At 34.9% G+C, this 17,014-nt stretch carries 12 protein-coding genes; 7 read left to right on the plus strand and 5 right to left on the minus strand.

Features of this window, described 5'->3' with window-relative positions; all coding sequences use genetic code 11:
* Nucleotides 1-100: 100 nt before the first annotated feature.
* The 7 genes from ABJF52_RS16835 (at nucleotide 101) to arfB (ending at nucleotide 7,290) form a co-directional block, all read left to right on the plus strand.
* Nucleotides 101-748 carry a thymidine kinase gene (locus tag ABJF52_RS16835; RefSeq protein WP_348152937.1) on the plus strand — a complete coding sequence of 216 codons (648 nt, stop codon included), beginning with the start codon at nucleotides 101-103 and terminating at the stop codon, nucleotides 746-748.
* Nucleotides 738-1,844, plus strand: a complete 1,107-nt coding sequence (gene alr / locus ABJF52_RS16840) for an alanine racemase (protein ID WP_348152940.1) — start codon at nucleotides 738-740, stop codon at nucleotides 1,842-1,844. The genes ABJF52_RS16835 and alr overlap by 11 nt, the downstream gene beginning before the upstream one ends.
* An 86-nt stretch (nucleotides 1,845-1,930) precedes the next feature.
* A complete protein-coding gene (mscL, locus tag ABJF52_RS16845) occupies nucleotides 1,931-2,332 on the plus strand; it encodes a large conductance mechanosensitive channel protein MscL (RefSeq protein ID WP_348152943.1) in 402 nt (133 codons plus the stop codon).
* 220 nt (nucleotides 2,333-2,552) lie between these two features.
* Nucleotides 2,553-3,542, plus strand: a complete 990-nt coding sequence (locus ABJF52_RS16850; RefSeq protein WP_348152946.1) for an aspartate-semialdehyde dehydrogenase — start codon at nucleotides 2,553-2,555, stop codon at nucleotides 3,540-3,542.
* Between the two features lie 173 nt (nucleotides 3,543-3,715).
* Nucleotides 3,716-5,791 carry a prolyl oligopeptidase family serine peptidase gene (locus tag ABJF52_RS16855; protein ID WP_348152949.1) on the plus strand — a complete coding sequence of 692 codons (2,076 nt, stop codon included), beginning with the start codon at nucleotides 3,716-3,718 and terminating at the stop codon, nucleotides 5,789-5,791.
* Nucleotides 5,792-5,908: 117 nt separating this feature from the next.
* The gene (locus ABJF52_RS16860) at nucleotides 5,909-6,883 is read left to right on the plus strand and encodes an ABC transporter ATP-binding protein (protein WP_348152951.1); all 975 of its coding nucleotides are present in this window, start codon (nucleotides 5,909-5,911) and stop codon (nucleotides 6,881-6,883) included.
* 2 nt (nucleotides 6,884-6,885) lie between these two features.
* Nucleotides 6,886-7,290, plus strand: a complete 405-nt coding sequence (gene arfB, locus ABJF52_RS16865) for an alternative ribosome rescue aminoacyl-tRNA hydrolase ArfB (protein ID WP_348152953.1) — start codon at nucleotides 6,886-6,888, stop codon at nucleotides 7,288-7,290.
* Nucleotides 7,291-7,345: 55 nt separating this feature from the next.
* Here the strand turns inward: arfB and ABJF52_RS16870 are convergent, their stop codons facing one another.
* The 5 genes from ABJF52_RS16870 to ABJF52_RS16890 form a co-directional block, all read right to left on the minus strand.
* Complete coding sequence (locus tag ABJF52_RS16870) at nucleotides 7,346-9,112, minus strand: RagB/SusD family nutrient uptake outer membrane protein (protein ID WP_348152955.1); 1,767 nt, start codon at nucleotides 9,110-9,112, stop codon at nucleotides 7,346-7,348.
* A gap of 18 nt (nucleotides 9,113-9,130) precedes the next feature.
* Nucleotides 9,131-12,121, minus strand: coding sequence for a TonB-dependent receptor (locus tag ABJF52_RS16875; protein ID WP_348152957.1), 2,991 nt, complete (start codon nucleotides 12,119-12,121; stop codon nucleotides 9,131-9,133).
* Between the two features lie 257 nt (nucleotides 12,122-12,378).
* Nucleotides 12,379-14,139 (minus strand): alkaline phosphatase, encoded by a 1,761-nt coding sequence (locus ABJF52_RS16880; protein ID WP_348152958.1) that lies wholly within the window; start codon nucleotides 14,137-14,139, stop codon nucleotides 12,379-12,381.
* Between the two features lie 175 nt (nucleotides 14,140-14,314).
* On the minus strand, nucleotides 14,315-15,397 hold the full coding sequence (locus ABJF52_RS16885; RefSeq protein ID WP_348152960.1) for a phosphoglyceromutase: 1,083 nt from the start codon (nucleotides 15,395-15,397) through the stop codon (nucleotides 14,315-14,317).
* A complete protein-coding gene (locus ABJF52_RS16890; protein ID WP_348152963.1) occupies nucleotides 15,394-16,983 on the minus strand; it encodes a fibronectin type III domain-containing protein in 1,590 nt (529 codons plus the stop codon). Before ABJF52_RS16890 ends, ABJF52_RS16885 begins: the two co-directional genes overlap by 4 nt.
* Between the last annotated feature and the right edge of the window lie 31 nt (nucleotides 16,984-17,014).

The raw sequence follows: 17,014 nt of genomic DNA on the forward strand, positions 1-17,014 counted from the left end.
TTTTATTTTATATCACTGCAAAAGGTGTACCTTTTTTACTAATTTTAAATTCAATTAAAACTACAACGGAAAACACCTTATTTTCGTCTAAAATTACAAAATGTTTCTCGAAAATACAGTTAACCATAAAGAACAGTTTGGATGGATTGAGGTCATCTGTGGTTCCATGTTCTCTGGCAAGACAGAAGAACTCATTCGAAGACTTAAAAGAGCGCAATTCGCAAAACAAAAAGTTGAGATTTTTAAACCCATGGTCGATACACGTTATCACGAAGAAATGGTTGTCTCTCACGATGCCAACGAAATTCGCTCTACACCAGTGCCAGCGGCCGCAAATATTAGAATTCTAGCAGATGGTTGTGATGTAGTTGCAATAGACGAAGCTCAATTTTTTGATGATGAAATTATTTCTGTTTGCAACGATTTAGCAAATAGAGGTGTACGCGTTATCGTTGCAGGTCTAGATATGGATTTTAAAGGAAACCCTTTTGGACCTATGCCAGCACTAATGGCTACTGCAGAATATGTAACCAAGGTACATGCGATTTGCACGCGAACGGGCAATTTAGCTAATTACAGCTACAGAAAAACAAATAATGATAATCTAGTGCTTTTAGGTGAAACAGGAGAATATGAGCCTTTAAGTAGAGGAGCTTACTATAAAGCTATTCTAAAAGAGAAAGTAAAAAAAATGCAGGTAGATACAGAAGAAGTTAATGCTAAAAAAGAGGCTTCGGATGACAAATAACTCTGAAACAGTGCTAGAAATTGATTTAACCGCACTTGAACATAATTTTAATTTTTTTAAATCTATTATTCAACCATCCACAAAATTTCTAGGGGTAGCGAAAGCCTATGCTTATGGTAGTGACGCAATACTTATCGCCAAAAAACTAGAATCATTAAAAGTAGATTACTTTGCGGTAGCCTATGTTAATGAAGGTGTTCAATTGCGAGAAGCAGGTATAGAAACACCTATTTTGGTTTTGCATCCGCAACCGTCGAATTTCGAAATTTTAATACAAAAAAATTTAGAACCCAATCTTTATTCACATAGAGTACTAGATTTATTTTTGAAAGTAGCCTCAGAAAATAATTTAAATAACTATCCTGTTCATTTAAAATTTAATACCGGTTTAAATCGACTTGGCTTTGAAAAAAAGGATATTGACAGGATTGCAAAAACATTAAACACTGGAGAAGAACTAAAAGTTGTTTCTATTTTTTCACACCTAGCGGCTTCTGAAGATTTAAATGAAAAAGAATTTACTTTAAAACAAATCGAATCATTCAACTTAATTGGTGAAGAATTTATAACTAAACTTGGGATACATCCATTTAAACACATATTAAATACTTCAGGAATTATTAATTACACCCATGCGCAATTAGATATGGTTAGAAGCGGAATTGGGCTTTATGGCTATGGAAATACGCCTGAAATTGATCAAAAGTTAAAACCTGTAGTAACCTTAAAAACGGCAATATCACAAATTCATTATATAGAACCTAATGAAAGTGTCGGTTATAATCGCAAACATATTTCTAATAAGAAACAGAAAATAGCCACCCTGCCTTTAGGACATGCAGATGGTATTGGTCGGCAATATGGTAATGGAAAAACCTATGTTTTAGTAAATGGCAAAAAGGCCTATATTATCGGAAATATATGTATGGATATGATTATGATTGATGTAAGTAAAATTGATTGCAAGGAAGGTGATCAAGTAGAGGTTTTTGGAAAATCATTATCAGCTGAAGATTTTTCATTCACTGCGAACACTATAACGTACGAATTGTTGACAGGAATTTCTCAACGAGTTAAGCGCAATGTTAAAGATTAGAAAAAAAAAATTTAACGTTTTGTTATGAATCTTATTTTTTACTACATTGCAAGACACTAATTATTAATAAAGTTAAACACTAAAAAATGTTAAAAGAATTTAAAAATTTCATTATGACCGGCAACGTTATCGACTTTGCCGTGGCTGTAATTATGGCAACTGCATTAGGTGCTGTAATCAACGGTTTTGTTAACAACATTGTTATGCCATTTGTTGGCCATTTTGCTGGCGGAGTAGATTTTGCCGACAAAAAAATAGTATTGGATGAAGCAGTTGTAAATGCTGCTGGGGAGGTTACATCTCCTGAGAACGCTATTATGTGGGGTTCATGGGTAAACACAATAATCAATTTGATTATAGTTGGATTTATCATGTTTATGATAGTTAAAGCATATAACAAAACTAAAACTCCACCTGAGCCAGAAGCACCAGCAGGTCCTACAGCTGAAGAACTTTTAGCTGAGATTAGAGATTCTTTAAAAAAGTAAAATACAATCTTGTTTTTAACAAGATGAATATTTTTATATCAAATTAACCAACCAAAACCGTCATTCATTTAATTATGATTGGCGGTTTTTTTATTCGCTCTATTCAACAATATTATGTTTGTTATATTTAAAACATTTTGTTATATAAATATATTTTTGAATCTTTGTTCTTGTCAGCCTAGTTCTGTTGAACTACATTTGCCTTTCAAATTAAATTAAAATGAAAATAGCAGTAGTTGGTGCCACCGGAATGGTAGGCGAAGTAATGTTAAAAGTTTTAGCTGAACGTAATTTTCCTATTTCGGAATTATTATTAGTAGCCTCTGAGCGCTCTGTAGGCAAAAAGCTAACTTACAAAGGTGAAGAATATACTATAATTGGTTTGGCTGATGCTGTTACGGCTAAACCAGATATCGCCATTTTTTCGGCGGGAGGAGATACGTCTTTGGAATGGGCTCCAAAATTTGCAGAGGCTGGTACAACAGTAATCGATAATTCATCGGCATGGCGAATGGATCCAACTAAAAAATTGGTTGTTCCAGAAATAAATGCTGATGAACTTACAGTTGATGATAAAATAATTGCTAATCCAAATTGTTCAACAATTCAGTTGGTGATGGCATTAGCTCCTTTGCATGATAAATATAAAATGAAACGTGTAGTAATCTCTACCTATCAATCCGTTTCGGGTACAGGTATTAAGGCCGTACGCCAACTAGAAAATGAAATTGCTGGGGTCGATGGTGAAATGGCTTACCCTTACCCTATTGGAAGAAATGCATTACCTCATTGTGATGTTTTTCTTGAGAACGGTTATACAAAGGAAGAAATGAAATTAGCACGTGAACCTCAAAAAATATTAGACGATCGTACTTTTTCAATAAGTGCAACTGCCGTACGTATTCCTACAGCAGGAGGGCATTCAGAATCGGTAAATGTTGAATTTTACAATGATTTTGAACTGAATGAAATACGAGGTATTTTAAATGAAACTTCAGGAGTTACTGTACAAGATAATCCAGATACTAACACATATCCAATGCCAATTTATGCACATGATAAAGATGAAGTTTTTGTCGGTAGATTAAGACGCGATGAAACGCAACAAAACACATTAAACATGTGGATTGTAGCAGACAATTTAAGAAAAGGGGCTGCGACTAATGCCGTACAAATTGCTGAGTACTTAGTTGCCAATGAACTAGTATAAATAATATTTATTTTTGTTAAAACCTTCAAAATGATTCCATTTTGAAGGTTTTTTTTATTGTATTTTAGAAAAGTAGTTAAAATTAGAGTACTATAAAAAAATCTATTTTACTAGTACCTTTTGCGCTACTCATTTATTCATTCACTACTTACTCTCAATTAAAATCAGAAAACGTGTTATACCCAACAACCAATAAAATTAACACCAAAGAAACTTATTTTGGAACAGAAATTAATGACTATTATCGATGGCTCGAAGATGATAGAAGTGCAGAAACTATGGCTTGGGTAAAAGAACAAAACAAAGTTACATTTGAGTACTTAGACCAAATCCCATTTCGTAATACAATACAAAAACGTCTCGAAAAATTATGGAATTATGAAAAACTAAGCGCTCCTTTTAAGGAGGGTGATTACACTTATTTCTACAAAAATGATGGACTTCAAAACCAATCTGTACTATATAGACAAAAAAATAACGATGAAGTTGAAGTGTTTTTAGATCCAAACGAATTTTCTAAAGATGGTACAACCTCATTGGCTGGCTTAAGTTTTACTAAAGATGGCTCATTAGTTACCTACCTTATTTCTGAAGGTGGAAGTGATTGGCGTAAAGCAATTGTTTTAAATACGGAATCAAAAGAAATTGTTGAAGACACATTGGTAGACATTAAATTTAGTGGTATTTCTTGGAAAGGAAACGAAGGGTTTTACTATTCCAGTTATGATAAACCTGAAGGCAGTGAGCTTTCTGCAAAAACCGATCAACATAAAGTATATTATCATAAATTAGGTACCTCTCAAAATAATGATGAACTAATCTTTGGAGGTTCAAGTGAGGAAAAACATCGATATGTAGGGGCATATCTTACTGAAGATGAACGATACTTGCTTATTTCAGCATCTGTGTCTACAACAGGAAATAAATTATTTATCAAAGATTTAAATGACCAAAAAAGTAGTTTAGAAACTATTATAAATACGACAGAAACGGATACCTATGTAATTGAAAATGTAGGTTCAAAACTATATTTAGTCACTAATAAAGACGCCCCCAATAAAAAAATAGTAACCGTTGACGCTTCGAATCCAAGCCCTAACAATTGGGTTGATTTTATTCCAGAAACTGAGCATGTTCTATCACCAAATACTGGAGGCGGTTATTTTTTTACGGAATATATGGTTGATGCAATTTCAAAAGTTTTTCAATTCGATTATCAAGGAAATTTAATTCGAGAAGTTAAATTACCTGGACTAGGAACTGCCGGAGGATTTGGAGGGAAAAAGATAGATAAAGAGTTCTATTTTTCGTTTACAAATTACAGCACACCGGCATCTTCTTATAAATACAATATTGAAAATGGCACGTATTCTCAATATTGGAAACCTGAAATAGATTTCAACTCCGATGATTATGAATCGAAACAAGTTTTTTACAAATCAAAGGATGGCACTAAAATACCAATGATAATAACTCATAAAAAAGGTATTGCGCTGAATGGACGAAATCCAACCATTTTATATGGATACGGAGGATTCAACATAAGCCTTACTCCGTCTTTTAGTATTACAAATATTATTTGGATGGAGCAAGGTGGTATCTACGCGGTGCCTAATTTGCGTGGTGGCGGTGAATATGGGCAAAAATGGCATAATGCAGGAATCAAAACTAAAAAGCAAAATGTATTTGATGATTTCATTGCTGCTGCTGAATTTTTAATTACAGAAAACTATACCTCATCCCTTTATTTAGCAATAAGAGGTGGAAGCAATGGCGGTCTTTTAGTTGGTGCAACAATGACCCAAAGACCAAATTTAATGCAAGTAGCATTACCAGCAGTCGGAGTTTTAGATATGTTACGATATCATATTTTTACAGCTGGAGCTGGATGGGCATATGATTATGGAACAGCTGATGACAGTGAAGAAATGTTTAATTATTTAAAAGGTTATTCCCCTTTGCATAATGTAAAATCAGGGACTGCTTACCCGGCTACATTAATAACCACTGGTGATCATGATGATCGCGTAGTACCTGCACATAGTTTTAAGTTCGCAGCAGAATTACAAGAAAAACAAACAGGAAAAAATCCTGCCTTAATCCGTATTGAAACGAATGCCGGACATGGAGCTGGCACCCCTATTAGTAAGACCATAGCGCAATATGCAGATATATTCGCCTTTACCCTATACAATATGAACTTTAAAGAACTACCCAATACAACCATTTTGAATACCACTAAAGAATAATTCAAATAAACAACCGTTCTTATAATGAATGGCTTTTTACTCCCCGTACCCTTATAATATTTGGCCAATACACATTTTTCTATTAAGATAAACTCCATTTAAAAACTGTACCTCAAAATGCTACAAGTAGATCATGTTTCTTTTTCTTATGATGAGCTTTCAGTACTGAATGATATTAACCTTAAAATTGCTAAAGGCGAACACGTTTCTATTATTGGACAGAGTGGTTGTGGTAAGAGCACACTTTTAAAAATTATTTATGGATTATTACATATAGATCAGGGTGAAGTTTATTGGGAAGATACTCCAGTATTAGGCCCTTTATATAATTTAGTGCCTGGAGAGCCCTATATGAAGTACTTATCGCAGGACTTCGATTTAATGCCATACACCACAGTAGCAGAAAATATTAGTGAATATCTTTCAGTATTTGAGCCTGAAGAAATGGCAAGAAAAACATCTGAATTACTTGAAATGATAGAGCTGACAGAATTTGCCAAAACAAAGGTAAAATTCTTAAGTGGTGGTCAACAACAACGAGTTGCTTTAGCAAAAGTTTTAGCACAAGAACCCTTAGTTTTATTACTAGACGAGCCTTTTAGTCATATCGATAATTTTCGAAAAAACAGTCTACGTAGAAACCTATTTGCATATCTAAAAAAGCAAGAAATTACAGTAATTACTGCCACTCATGATCATAATGATATGTTACCTTTTGCAGATCGTGTGGTAGTATTAAAAGATCAAAAAATAATAGCAAAAGACTCGCCTATAAATTTATATCAACACCCTAAAGACCTATATATTGCTTCATTGTTTGGTGAGGCCAATAAAATTCCAGTTAATATTGTAAAAACTTATGCTGATACTAAACGCCGGATAATTGTGTATGCTCATGAATTTAAAGTATCAGATAAATCTGGTTTAGAGGTAATAGTTACTAATTCGTATTTTAAAGGAGGTCATTATTTAATTGAAGGAGTTTATGAAGGTCAGAAATTGTATTTTAATCATCCTAAACCAATTGATATTGGCAAGGAAATTTTCTTAAATATTTCAATTGACACCATCAACCAACGGCTTGAAAAATAAATATGAACCACACACTAATTGTTCAAGAATTAAAATTTAAAGCAGTTCGAAGTAGTGGTGCTGGTGGTCAACATGTAAACAAAGTCTCTACAAAAGTTGAATTAACTTTTGATCTCATTAATTCTCTTACACTTTCAGATATAGAAAAGGATAGAATTTCAAACAAATTATCCTCAAAATTAACAAAAGAAGGTCTAATTCTACTTCAAGAAGATAAAACTCGAAGTCAGCATAAAAATAAGGAGTTAGTAATAAAGAAATTTCTCGAACTCATAGAGAACGTATTGAAAGTTCCTAAAAAAAGAAAAAAGAGTAGACCAACGAAGGCATCAATCGAAAAACGTTTAAAATCGAAACGAATTTCTTCACAGAAGAAAGCGAATAGAGGCAAGCTGGGATTGGAATAAAAAAACCGGCATCAATTAATGATGCCGGTTATGAATAAACTGAATAATTTTTCTACTAATAACCTTGATTCTGTGTTAAGAATCCATCGATACCAGACGCCCCGTCAACTGCACTTTGTGGAATTGGGAACAATCTATGGTTCACATCAGAATCCGTTTTTTCTGTCCAACTATCCTCGTACTTTCCAAAACGAATTTGATCGGTTCTTCTAAAACCCTCCCAATACAATTCAAAGCCTCTTTCTCTAAATAAGATATCTAAATCCACTGTTGAAAGTGCCCCTGGTGTTTGATCAGGTCTGGCCGTTCTTGATATTCTAACCATATTTACATCAGTTAAGGCACTAGCATTGTCACCTTTTCTTAGTTTGGCTTCTGCACGCATCAGATATATTTCAGCCAAGCGCATCATTACTAAATCAACGCTACTATAACCATTTCCATTAGGAGATGTGCGACTATACTGGTATTTTGAAAAGCGATACCCAGCATGGTGCAAAGACCCTACATTGGTAAAATCAACTTGAAAGGTGTGATCAACATATCCGGTATCTCTGTCAGGTCCGTTGCCTTTGGTTTGTTGTAGCGGGTAGATTCGTATTGATCCATCATCACATTTTTCAAGATCACCATCACCTCTACGTGGCCCCCATTGAATACCGCGTAGAATACCACGATCCATTTCAAATTCTTCTGCTACCACACAATAGTAACTGTTTTCTGTTTCCGTCGCCAACAAAGGTTCCCGATTTTCCAAGTCTGAAAGTTGTACTTCTGGAACCAGAGTATTTCTTTGATAGAAACGTGCATCAGCTTCTGCAGGGTCTACATCATCATAAGCATCTACCCAGCTTAGATAAAAGTCGGGTGATACAGCAGGGCCATCGGTACCATCTGCAGTATTGTCTGGATAAAATTCCGGTCTAGCAATCATTGCTCCTGCAATGGACCAATATGCCCACCGACTATGTTCTCTATTAAGAACCCCTCTTTGGTCTAAGGCAAAAATAAGTTCAGCATTTGTGTTGTTATCATCATTAAAAAGTTCAAAATATTCTGGAGATAGGTCATAACTGCCCGAATTTATTATTTGATCGGTATAAGCTATAACCTTATCCATATCCTCATCCATAAAATTGGGGGTACCATAAGGGTCTCTATATATTGCAGCATTAAGGTATAACCTTGCTAAAAAACCTTTTACGGCATCTTGGGTAATACGTCCAGGACCTTTGTCATTATTAATTAGATCAACGACAGATAACAATTCACTTTCAATATAAGCAATTGCCTCATCCGTTCTAAGTACTTCTGAAAGCGCATCTGACGATTCCTTCTTAAAGACCACACCCCAACTATCAAGCATCAACATGTTTAAATAAGCCCTAAGTGCCTTCATTTCATACAATGCCCCCGAAGCTTCCACATTACCTTCTTCAGAAAGCGGAGTCAGTACTTCAATAGCTGAAAGGGTTCTTGAAATATTAATAGCCACTTGGTTCCATCCAGAACTAATCAAATCATTACTGGGCGTAAAATTGTGTTGATGTGCAGCTATGTACTTGCCTCCATCAAACCAGTCTGTTCCTCCTCTATAAGGAAGTATGGCCTCATCCGAGGAAACCTCTTGAAGACCAAAGTAATTAGTATGCCTCCAAGTCCATGATAGATAACCGTAGGCAGGGGCAATGGCTCCGTTTATGGCATCTGCTTCTGCACCAAATTCAGTTTCATCAATTCGCTCTTCTATTAAATCGGTACAGCTTAGACCCAATAGCCCGAACAGTACCATATAAACTCCTATTTTAATTCTATTTTTCATCTTTTAAACAATTATAAGTTAGAATGATACATTTAGGCCAAACATGAATGTTCTGGCAGTGGGATACCTGTACCTATCAATTCCAAAGGTTTGTATTTGGTCTATTTGACTCCCCGTATTTACTTCAGGATCGTAACCTGAATAATCGGTAATGGTGAAAAGATTCTGTCCTGTAATGTTAAAACGTATATTGTTAACCCATTCATCAAGGCCAATTATAGACGGATCAAGTGAATAACCCAAACTTGCATTGTTAAGTCTTAGAAAACTACCATCTTCTAAATAACGTGTAGATACATCATTAGAGTTAGTAGTGCTTTCGTTAGGATATGCAACAGCAAAATCTGTAGTATTTAAGTTATTAACCAATTGTCCTTTGTTAAATTGAGACATAGCTGTATGGTTAAATATTTTGTTGCCTGATACTCCATTAAAATTCAAACCTAAATCCAATTTTTTATAATTGAAATTCATATAGAAAGCATAAAGCACATTTGGAAGCGCGCTACCTGGTACAATACGGTCATTATCTAAGGACACCCCGTCAGCTACAACATCACTAAATTGGTTCAAGCCATCTTCGCCTATTCCAATAAAATCTTTCATGTAAAAGGCACCAATAGCCTCATTGTTGATGTAACCATTAATAGTAGCACCTGTTTGTCCGGCACCTTGTGCAGCCCCCGAGGTAATTACTGAATATATAGACCCTTCTACTACGTTATCTATAAAAGAAACATTACCACCTAGATTATAGGTAAAATCTTCACCAATATTACCCCTGTAATCCAACGCAACTTCATAACCCTTATTCTTCACCTCCATATCTGGAAAATTGGTCCAGTACTTTTCTGTGGGGTTAATCGGATCCGGAGTTGTAGCAAATAAAATTACATCATTAGTGACTTTGTTGAAATAATCTAGTGTTCCTGTTAGACTGCCATTAAAAAAGGCAAAATCTAGTCCTACGTTGGCCTGTGTTACCACTTCCCACTTTAGGTCCGGATTAGCCGTTCGAACAGCAATGGTGCCATAAGGGTAATCATCTAAAGAAGATTCTGTACCGTCCAAAGGATAGGTGTCGTTATCACTTTTAGAATCATTATAACTGGCATAACTAGCTTTACTAGCAATCCCGTTCTGGTTTCCAGTTTGCCCCCAAGAGGCACGTAATTTAAGGTTGCTAATTAAGTCACTATCAGCCAAAAAATCTTCTTTGTAAATGTTCCATCCCAAAGCAACAGATGGAAAATAACCGTATTTATTATTGGAACCAAATCTAGAAGAACCATCAGCACGTAAGGTTCCTGTTACCAAATATTTGTCCGCATAAGAATAGTTTAACCTTCCAAAATAAGACTGTAGTTCATCTGTAGTGGCAGTAGATGCTATTGTTGTAGCCGTAACATCTGTACTGGATTGGTCTTGGTAACGAGGTTCTATTCCGTTATTTGCAAAACCGCCTTGAAAATCAATATCCTTTCTTTCAAATTTTGTTTCTTGGTACGAATGCCCAGCTAAAAGAGTAATGCTATGCTTATCGAAATCCAATTTATAATTTAGCGTATTTTCAATTAAGTAGTTACTATTCTCTGTAGAAATGGTATTTAAAGTGCCCATGAACAGCCCTTCACCTAAGGTATAGGGCATATTTTGAATATCTCGATTAGTCATTGAATAATCCACTCCCAGATTCACCTTATAGGTTAACCCTTTTACAATTTCTACGGAAGGAGTAATATTTGCTAAAATACGATTGCTACTAGCTTCGTCTAAGTAAATCTCATTTCGTTGTAACGGGTTTAGGATTAATCCACTAGCTCCCTCCAATACAGCAATATTACCATTGCTATCATACGCCGAAGAAGTAGGATTCAATTGGAGCATACTCACAATTGTTGATCCAATATCGGGTCTTTCATTTATAGTTTTTGAAGCAGTCAAATTAAAGTCAACATCCAACTTCCCATCAAAGGCTTTTTGGTTCAACTTAACACGACCAGAATATCTTTTCAGGTCACTATTATAGAAAATACCTTGTTGGTCTGATACACCTCCAGAAAGAAAATAAGAAAACTTTTCACTGACACCACCACTCATGGACAAATTAACATTCTTGGTAATTCCGGTACGGGTAAGCGTATCTTGCCAATCTGTGTTGCCACCTTGATCGTCTAAGGTTCCTCCTGCTGCAGGTACCTGTTGTCTAAACTCATCGGCGCTAAATACATCCATCTTTTTAGCGATGGAAGACATAGCTGTAGAGACAGACAGTTCCATTTCTGCCTTACCAGCCTTTCCTTTTTTAGTGGTAATCATAATTACCCCGTTTGCTGCTCGAGCACCATAAATGGCGGTAGCCGATGCATCCTTTAACACGTCCATCGATGCGATATCTTGAGGGTTAATAAAATTCAAAGGACTTGTCCCCATACCAATATCATTACTACTGATAACAAAACCGTCAATCACATAAAGTGGTGCCGTACCTGATCTAAGGCTCCCTACCCCTCTAATAATAACGTTCTGTGATGCTCCTGGCTCCCCACTCACATTGGTAATATTTACTCCAGAAACTTTTCCTTGTAGTAATTGCCCTGGGTTGGTAACTACCCCTTGATTAAAATCTTCGCTCTTTACCGATGCAATAGATCCTGTAACATCTGATTTTTTCTGAGTTCCATAACCTATAACCACCACATCTTCTAACTGTGTTGCATCTTCTTTAAGTTGTACAATTACTGAGTTTTGCCCATTAAGTGGTACATCCATTGTAGTATAACCTATATAAGAAAGTTCTAAAACGGCATTTAGCTCGGCAACATCTATTGTAAAATTTCCATCAAAATCTGTTGTCGTTCCATTGGAGGTTCCCTTTTCTATAACACTCGCACCAGGTAGTGGAGAACCAAATTCGTCGGTAACGTTACCGTTCACAGTTTGTTGAGCCCACGCATTTGAAGCGCAACAAAACAAACTAATAATCATTAATAATTTGAGTTTTTTCATTTAGTTTAGATTAGTTAATTAAGTTAAAATTTTGAGCACTACATCGTTTGAAATAGCACCTATGAATTTACAAGTTGTTTTTTATTAAAACAAAAGCATTTTTGAAGCCGCAAAAATAATAGGGAATAATGGCGCGTCTATTACCCAAATCTTACGATTGGATTAATAAATATTTACCAAATTTCTACAATGTTAACTAAATGTTATATTCAATACCTTGTATAAACTAGTATGATATTTTTAGTTCAGATTGGTTGTTAAGGTTGTATTTCTAACACCTGCAATATTTTTAAAAAGACCTCATTATTCTCGTAAACCCCTTGAAATTCAGTAGATTTGGGGCCATACGCAAAAATAGGCACCATTACACCTGTATGGTCATGAGTGCTAAAAGCAGATTCAATTTCATGATTTTTTATATTTCCCTGAGGAATTGTAAGTCCACCTGTTTCGTGGTCAGCAGTAATAATCACTAAAGTTTTTGGGTTTTGATCCGCAAATTTCAACGCTTCTGCAACGGCTTTATCAAATTGAATACTTTCATTAATAACTCCGCTAATATCATTTTCATGACCGTATGAATCAATTTTAGCACCTTCAACCATTAAAAAAAATGGCTTTCCCTTTTTGTTCAAATAGTGCATTGCATTCTTTGCCGCTATTGCAAGTTCTGCGTTATCTTTCATTAGATAACCCACCTTTTCTTTTTTACTATTTCCTAAACTTTTTAATGAAGTAAGCATCTCAAAAGACGTTACTTTATTATTTATATTTTCCTTCCACAATCCATTACTAATAAAAAGCGACAATTTACTTTTTACAAGATCAGCTGCAATCTCTTTAGACATATCACGATCTAGCTGATGTGCATAAAAAGAAGAAGGGGTAGCGCCAACTACTTCGTCAGTAGTAACAACCCCTGAAACAAATTTTTTACGAGAAAGAAATTCTGTTAAATTCTCGATAGGATTACCACTAGCATCAACTCCAATTGCTCTATTTGGCACTTTCTCACCCGTTGCCAAAGCCGTACCTGCAGCAGCAGAATCTGTAGTAAAATCATCTGAAGACTGTGTTTTTAAGAATCCAATACTCTTTAATTGTGTAAGCGATAATTGACCATTGTTAGCTAATGCAGTTGCAGATATTTGTGTAATTCCGTTACCATCACCAATTAATAAAATTACACTTTCAACTTCATCATCTTTTTGATCTGAAACAAAACTGGGTGAATACACCTCTGAAAATTGCGCATTTTGAACAACACTTTTATCCAAATTTTGAACATAAGAAACACAGTTAAAAGGCATATCAGTATTAATAAAATCAACTCCTAAATTTACCATAACCTTCCATGAGGTTTTAGAATCTGGCGTTGCCCAAAAGCGAAATGGTTTTCCAAGAGCATGAGCCTTAGCTACAGCGTTAGAAACTTTGGTAAAATCTTCGTCTGTCAACCTACCTTTACCGTTCCAAAAGGAGAATTTTTTAAAGCTTAAACTTACAAGTGCAATCTTATTTAATATGGATGCATCGCCAATTGCCTCTAAACTTTGATAATCAAAATAGATATAATCTGGATAATTTATATAATCTTCAACTTTTGGTCGATTACCTGAAATTACAATAGATAGATTTTTATTTTCTATCAAAGTAGGATACATTTTTAAAGCAGAAATAATGGCCTCTAAAGTTGCATAAGCCTCTGATTTAATATCCAAAAGCAATTGAAAAGGCTGATCACCAATATTTGTGGTTTTTAGGCCCTTTGCCAAAGGGTTTAAATAAAGCTCTTCAAGGCTTTTACTTTCACTAATTTCATTTTTTTCATGTGCAACAAGTAATTTATTAGCTGCCAAAAAAACATCAGCTTCAACAGACGTAGCTCCAGCAGAAACAGCCTTCCAAAAAGGAATGCTCTGAAAATAATCGTTATGTGAATGAACCCTAAAATCACTTGGTTGCTGTGCAAACAAAATAGTTGTAGTAAAAAATAAAAGGAATATAATTTTTTTCATGGTAGTAATTTATTCATTTTATAAAACAAAACCGGCGTTAGCCAAACACCGGTTTAATAAAATAACTCAAACTATTCTTAATCAAATAATATTTTACAAAATTCGCTCTAAATAGAGTTTCAATTGTTAAATAAAGGTGACCATTCTATTAAGATTAAATTAGGTACACAAACAATTATAATTTAATTGGTGCTGCTTCCATCAATTGCTTGTCAATTTTTAAATTCATTGCTTTAAGAATAGTGGGGGCAATCATATTAGTATATAATTGATTATTCCTTTTAATTTCTCCTTTGGGCGAAACTCCTTTACCAAAGAAGGCCATCCATACTTCACCTGAATTTTTTACCTCATCTCCGTGACTACGCCATGTATCTAGAGGTTGAGTACCTCTTCCGTGATCCGTAGTTATTATGAATAGGGTATTATCTTTATAAAATGGGTCTTGTTGTGTGAAATTCCAAATTTCATTAATCATATCATCGGTGGCATTTGCAGATTTCAGATATGCATCATACTCGCCATCATGGGCGAAATCATCAGTTTCACCGTATGCGATATATACCAATTCAGGATGATTTTTCTTCATAGTTTCTAGTGCATAATAATGCGTAAAACCATCGAACCGAACAGTACCCCACGGACTAGGAACTTTCGGCTGAAGTTCGTTTAAAAGTTTTTCGCGATCGGTGAGGTTATTTCCTTTCGCATTTTCAAAACCAGCATTAACCGGAACACCTGATCGTTCTTCATTTATTATATATGGAAAAACATCCCAGCTTCCAAAAGCGGCTACCTTGCCTTTATACCTTACATCAGAATTAGCAATTTCTAATACAGTTTTACTCGGATTATTAATTTTAGCATTACTATCAATTCTTTCATCATCAGCTTTGCCTGTTAAAATTTCATTATAGCCAGGGTATGAAAACCACATTTTATTGGTTAAATTCACTTTACTACCAAAATTTCTATTCCCATGAATTTGACCTAATGCTGTAACTTTTGACCAAAAAAAAGGAAGTAGCGTTTCTCTTCTTTCGGCAGCTGTTTCTTTCCAGAATTGCTTTTTTAAACCGGTTGTATCATGTACATACTGTTTATTTGCAACTAAAAGCGGATCGGCCCCGGTAAAGAGTTCTTGCCAACGCAATCCGTCCAAAGTGATTAATACTACTTTTGTGTTTTTTGATTGTTGCGCTTTTAGTGAAAAAGTAGTTACCATCAAAAAGACAGTAAACATTATTTTAGTTTTCATTTCTCTTTTGTTTTAAAAGTTTTAACCGCCGACCAATCGCTCCAATTCAAGTTTTGATCTCTGTAGCGAACGCGCCAATAATAAGTTGTATTTGGTTTTAAGCGTTGTATTTCTTCATCTGTAAGGTCATCATCTTTCTGCCGATTCTCTTTATAATACCAGTTTTCATACTGTTTCCATCTATCAAATGTGGGCTTTTCAAAAGATTCTGTAGTAGACACTTGCCAATTTGATGCTGCATGAAAAGCACCAGAATAATCACTTTTAAATTCACCTGCTTTAAAAATGACATTGGTAATTTCAATATCAGATTTCACTGGAGAAATCGCCAGAGGAACATTTGGTTTTCGTTCATTTCTAAAAATAGTTATGCTGTCTCTTAACTCGTTTTCTCGATGCTCAATTGTATTTCCCCTACTAATTCGTTTTATGGTAAACTTTGGGTTTTTTCGATCTCCATCAACAGATACCATTACAAATCCGTATTCATCTTGTGTTACGGTAAATTCATCATAATCTTTACCCTCAAATTCACCCCAATTATCAATTGCACCACCTGCTGACGCTACATTAATCCAAAGGTGTTTATGGTCTTTAGATTGACCTCTAGAATACCCATGTGTGTGTCCAAAAAAGTGAATACTTGGCTTACCGGTTTTAGTTGAAAATTGTTCTAATTCTTTCACAATTTTTCCGGTGAAATCTTCCTCACCAGGAATCCAAAGCTCTGATTTATATGGATGATGTAATTGCGCAAAAACAAAATCAATTTTATCATCTTTCTCAGTTTCTAAAAGCACCTTTTTCAACCATTCTAATTGTTCATATAAATCGCGATAACCATCATTAGAATCTAGACCGATAACACGTGTATTTCCATAGTCTTTATACCACCAATGTTCTGCATAAGCTGGGGTACCATTTTCAGGCAAATTGAAATATTTGAAGTAATACACAGAATTACGTTCATGATTACCTGGCACAGGATATACTGGCACTTCAGAAAATAATTTTTCAGCAGGATTAAAAAAATGGTCTTTCCATTGAAAAAATTTCGAACCTCGTTCCACCAAATCTCCAGGTATAAGAACCATTGCAAGATTATCTGGCAAGTTTCCTCCAAACTCTTTTTCAAGATAACCTATAACCCCTTCATTTACAACCTCGTTAAATTTATTAGGCTGATTATGATCGTATTGCATATCACTCATGGCTACCAACTTAAAATCTTCACCATCATCAGAAAAAGGTGTCGTTTTAAATTGAAAAATATCAGATTTCATTTTTCCTGTTCGCACACGGTAATAATATTCTGTAAAACGTTCTAAGCCTTCAATTTTTACAGTGTGTAATTGCACCGCATCAAAATTAACAGCTTCCGAAGTTCCTGACGCTTTTTTACCCAATTTCGGACTTGTTCCCCATTCTAATATACTTTCATCACCAATTGACGTTTGCCACATTACTACGGCTGAATTGGGTTCAACATCTTGTAGATACGGTTTAATCTCTAATTCTTGCGCCCTTGATTGAGCGCTTATAACTAAGAATAATAAGCATACAATTGCCTTTAATTTGGTATTCATGTTCTTGATTTAAATATTTTATGAATAATTT

The sequence above is a fragment of the Aurantibacter sp. genome, from assembly GCF_039941195.1.
Classification (GTDB): domain Bacteria; phylum Bacteroidota; class Bacteroidia; order Flavobacteriales; family Flavobacteriaceae; genus Aurantibacter_A.

What these genes read in the sequence shown, in the direction of transcription:
- ABJF52_RS16835 (WP_348152937.1), top strand. Translation starts at nt 101, where the DNA reads ATGTTTCTCGAAAATACAGTTAACCATAAAGAACAGTTTGGATGGATT.
- ABJF52_RS16885 (WP_348152960.1), bottom strand. Translation starts at nt 15,397, where the DNA reads ATGAAAACTAAAATAATGTTTACTGTCTTTTTGATGGTAACTACTTTT.
- arfB (WP_348152953.1), top strand. Translation starts at nt 6,886, where the DNA reads ATGAACCACACACTAATTGTTCAAGAATTAAAATTTAAAGCAGTTCGA.
- ABJF52_RS16860 (WP_348152951.1), top strand. Translation starts at nt 5,909, where the DNA reads ATGCTACAAGTAGATCATGTTTCTTTTTCTTATGATGAGCTTTCAGTA.
- alr (WP_348152940.1), top strand. Translation starts at nt 738, where the DNA reads ATGACAAATAACTCTGAAACAGTGCTAGAAATTGATTTAACCGCACTT.
- ABJF52_RS16875 (WP_348152957.1), bottom strand. Translation starts at nt 12,121, where the DNA reads ATGAAAAAACTCAAATTATTAATGATTATTAGTTTGTTTTGTTGCGCT.
- ABJF52_RS16890 (WP_348152963.1), bottom strand. Translation starts at nt 16,983, where the DNA reads ATGAATACCAAATTAAAGGCAATTGTATGCTTATTATTCTTAGTTATA.
- ABJF52_RS16870 (WP_348152955.1), bottom strand. Translation starts at nt 9,112, where the DNA reads ATGAAAAATAGAATTAAAATAGGAGTTTATATGGTACTGTTCGGGCTA.
- mscL (WP_348152943.1), top strand. Translation starts at nt 1,931, where the DNA reads ATGTTAAAAGAATTTAAAAATTTCATTATGACCGGCAACGTTATCGAC.
- ABJF52_RS16850 (WP_348152946.1), top strand. Translation starts at nt 2,553, where the DNA reads ATGAAAATAGCAGTAGTTGGTGCCACCGGAATGGTAGGCGAAGTAATG.
- ABJF52_RS16880 (WP_348152958.1), bottom strand. Translation starts at nt 14,139, where the DNA reads ATGAAAAAAATTATATTCCTTTTATTTTTTACTACAACTATTTTGTTT.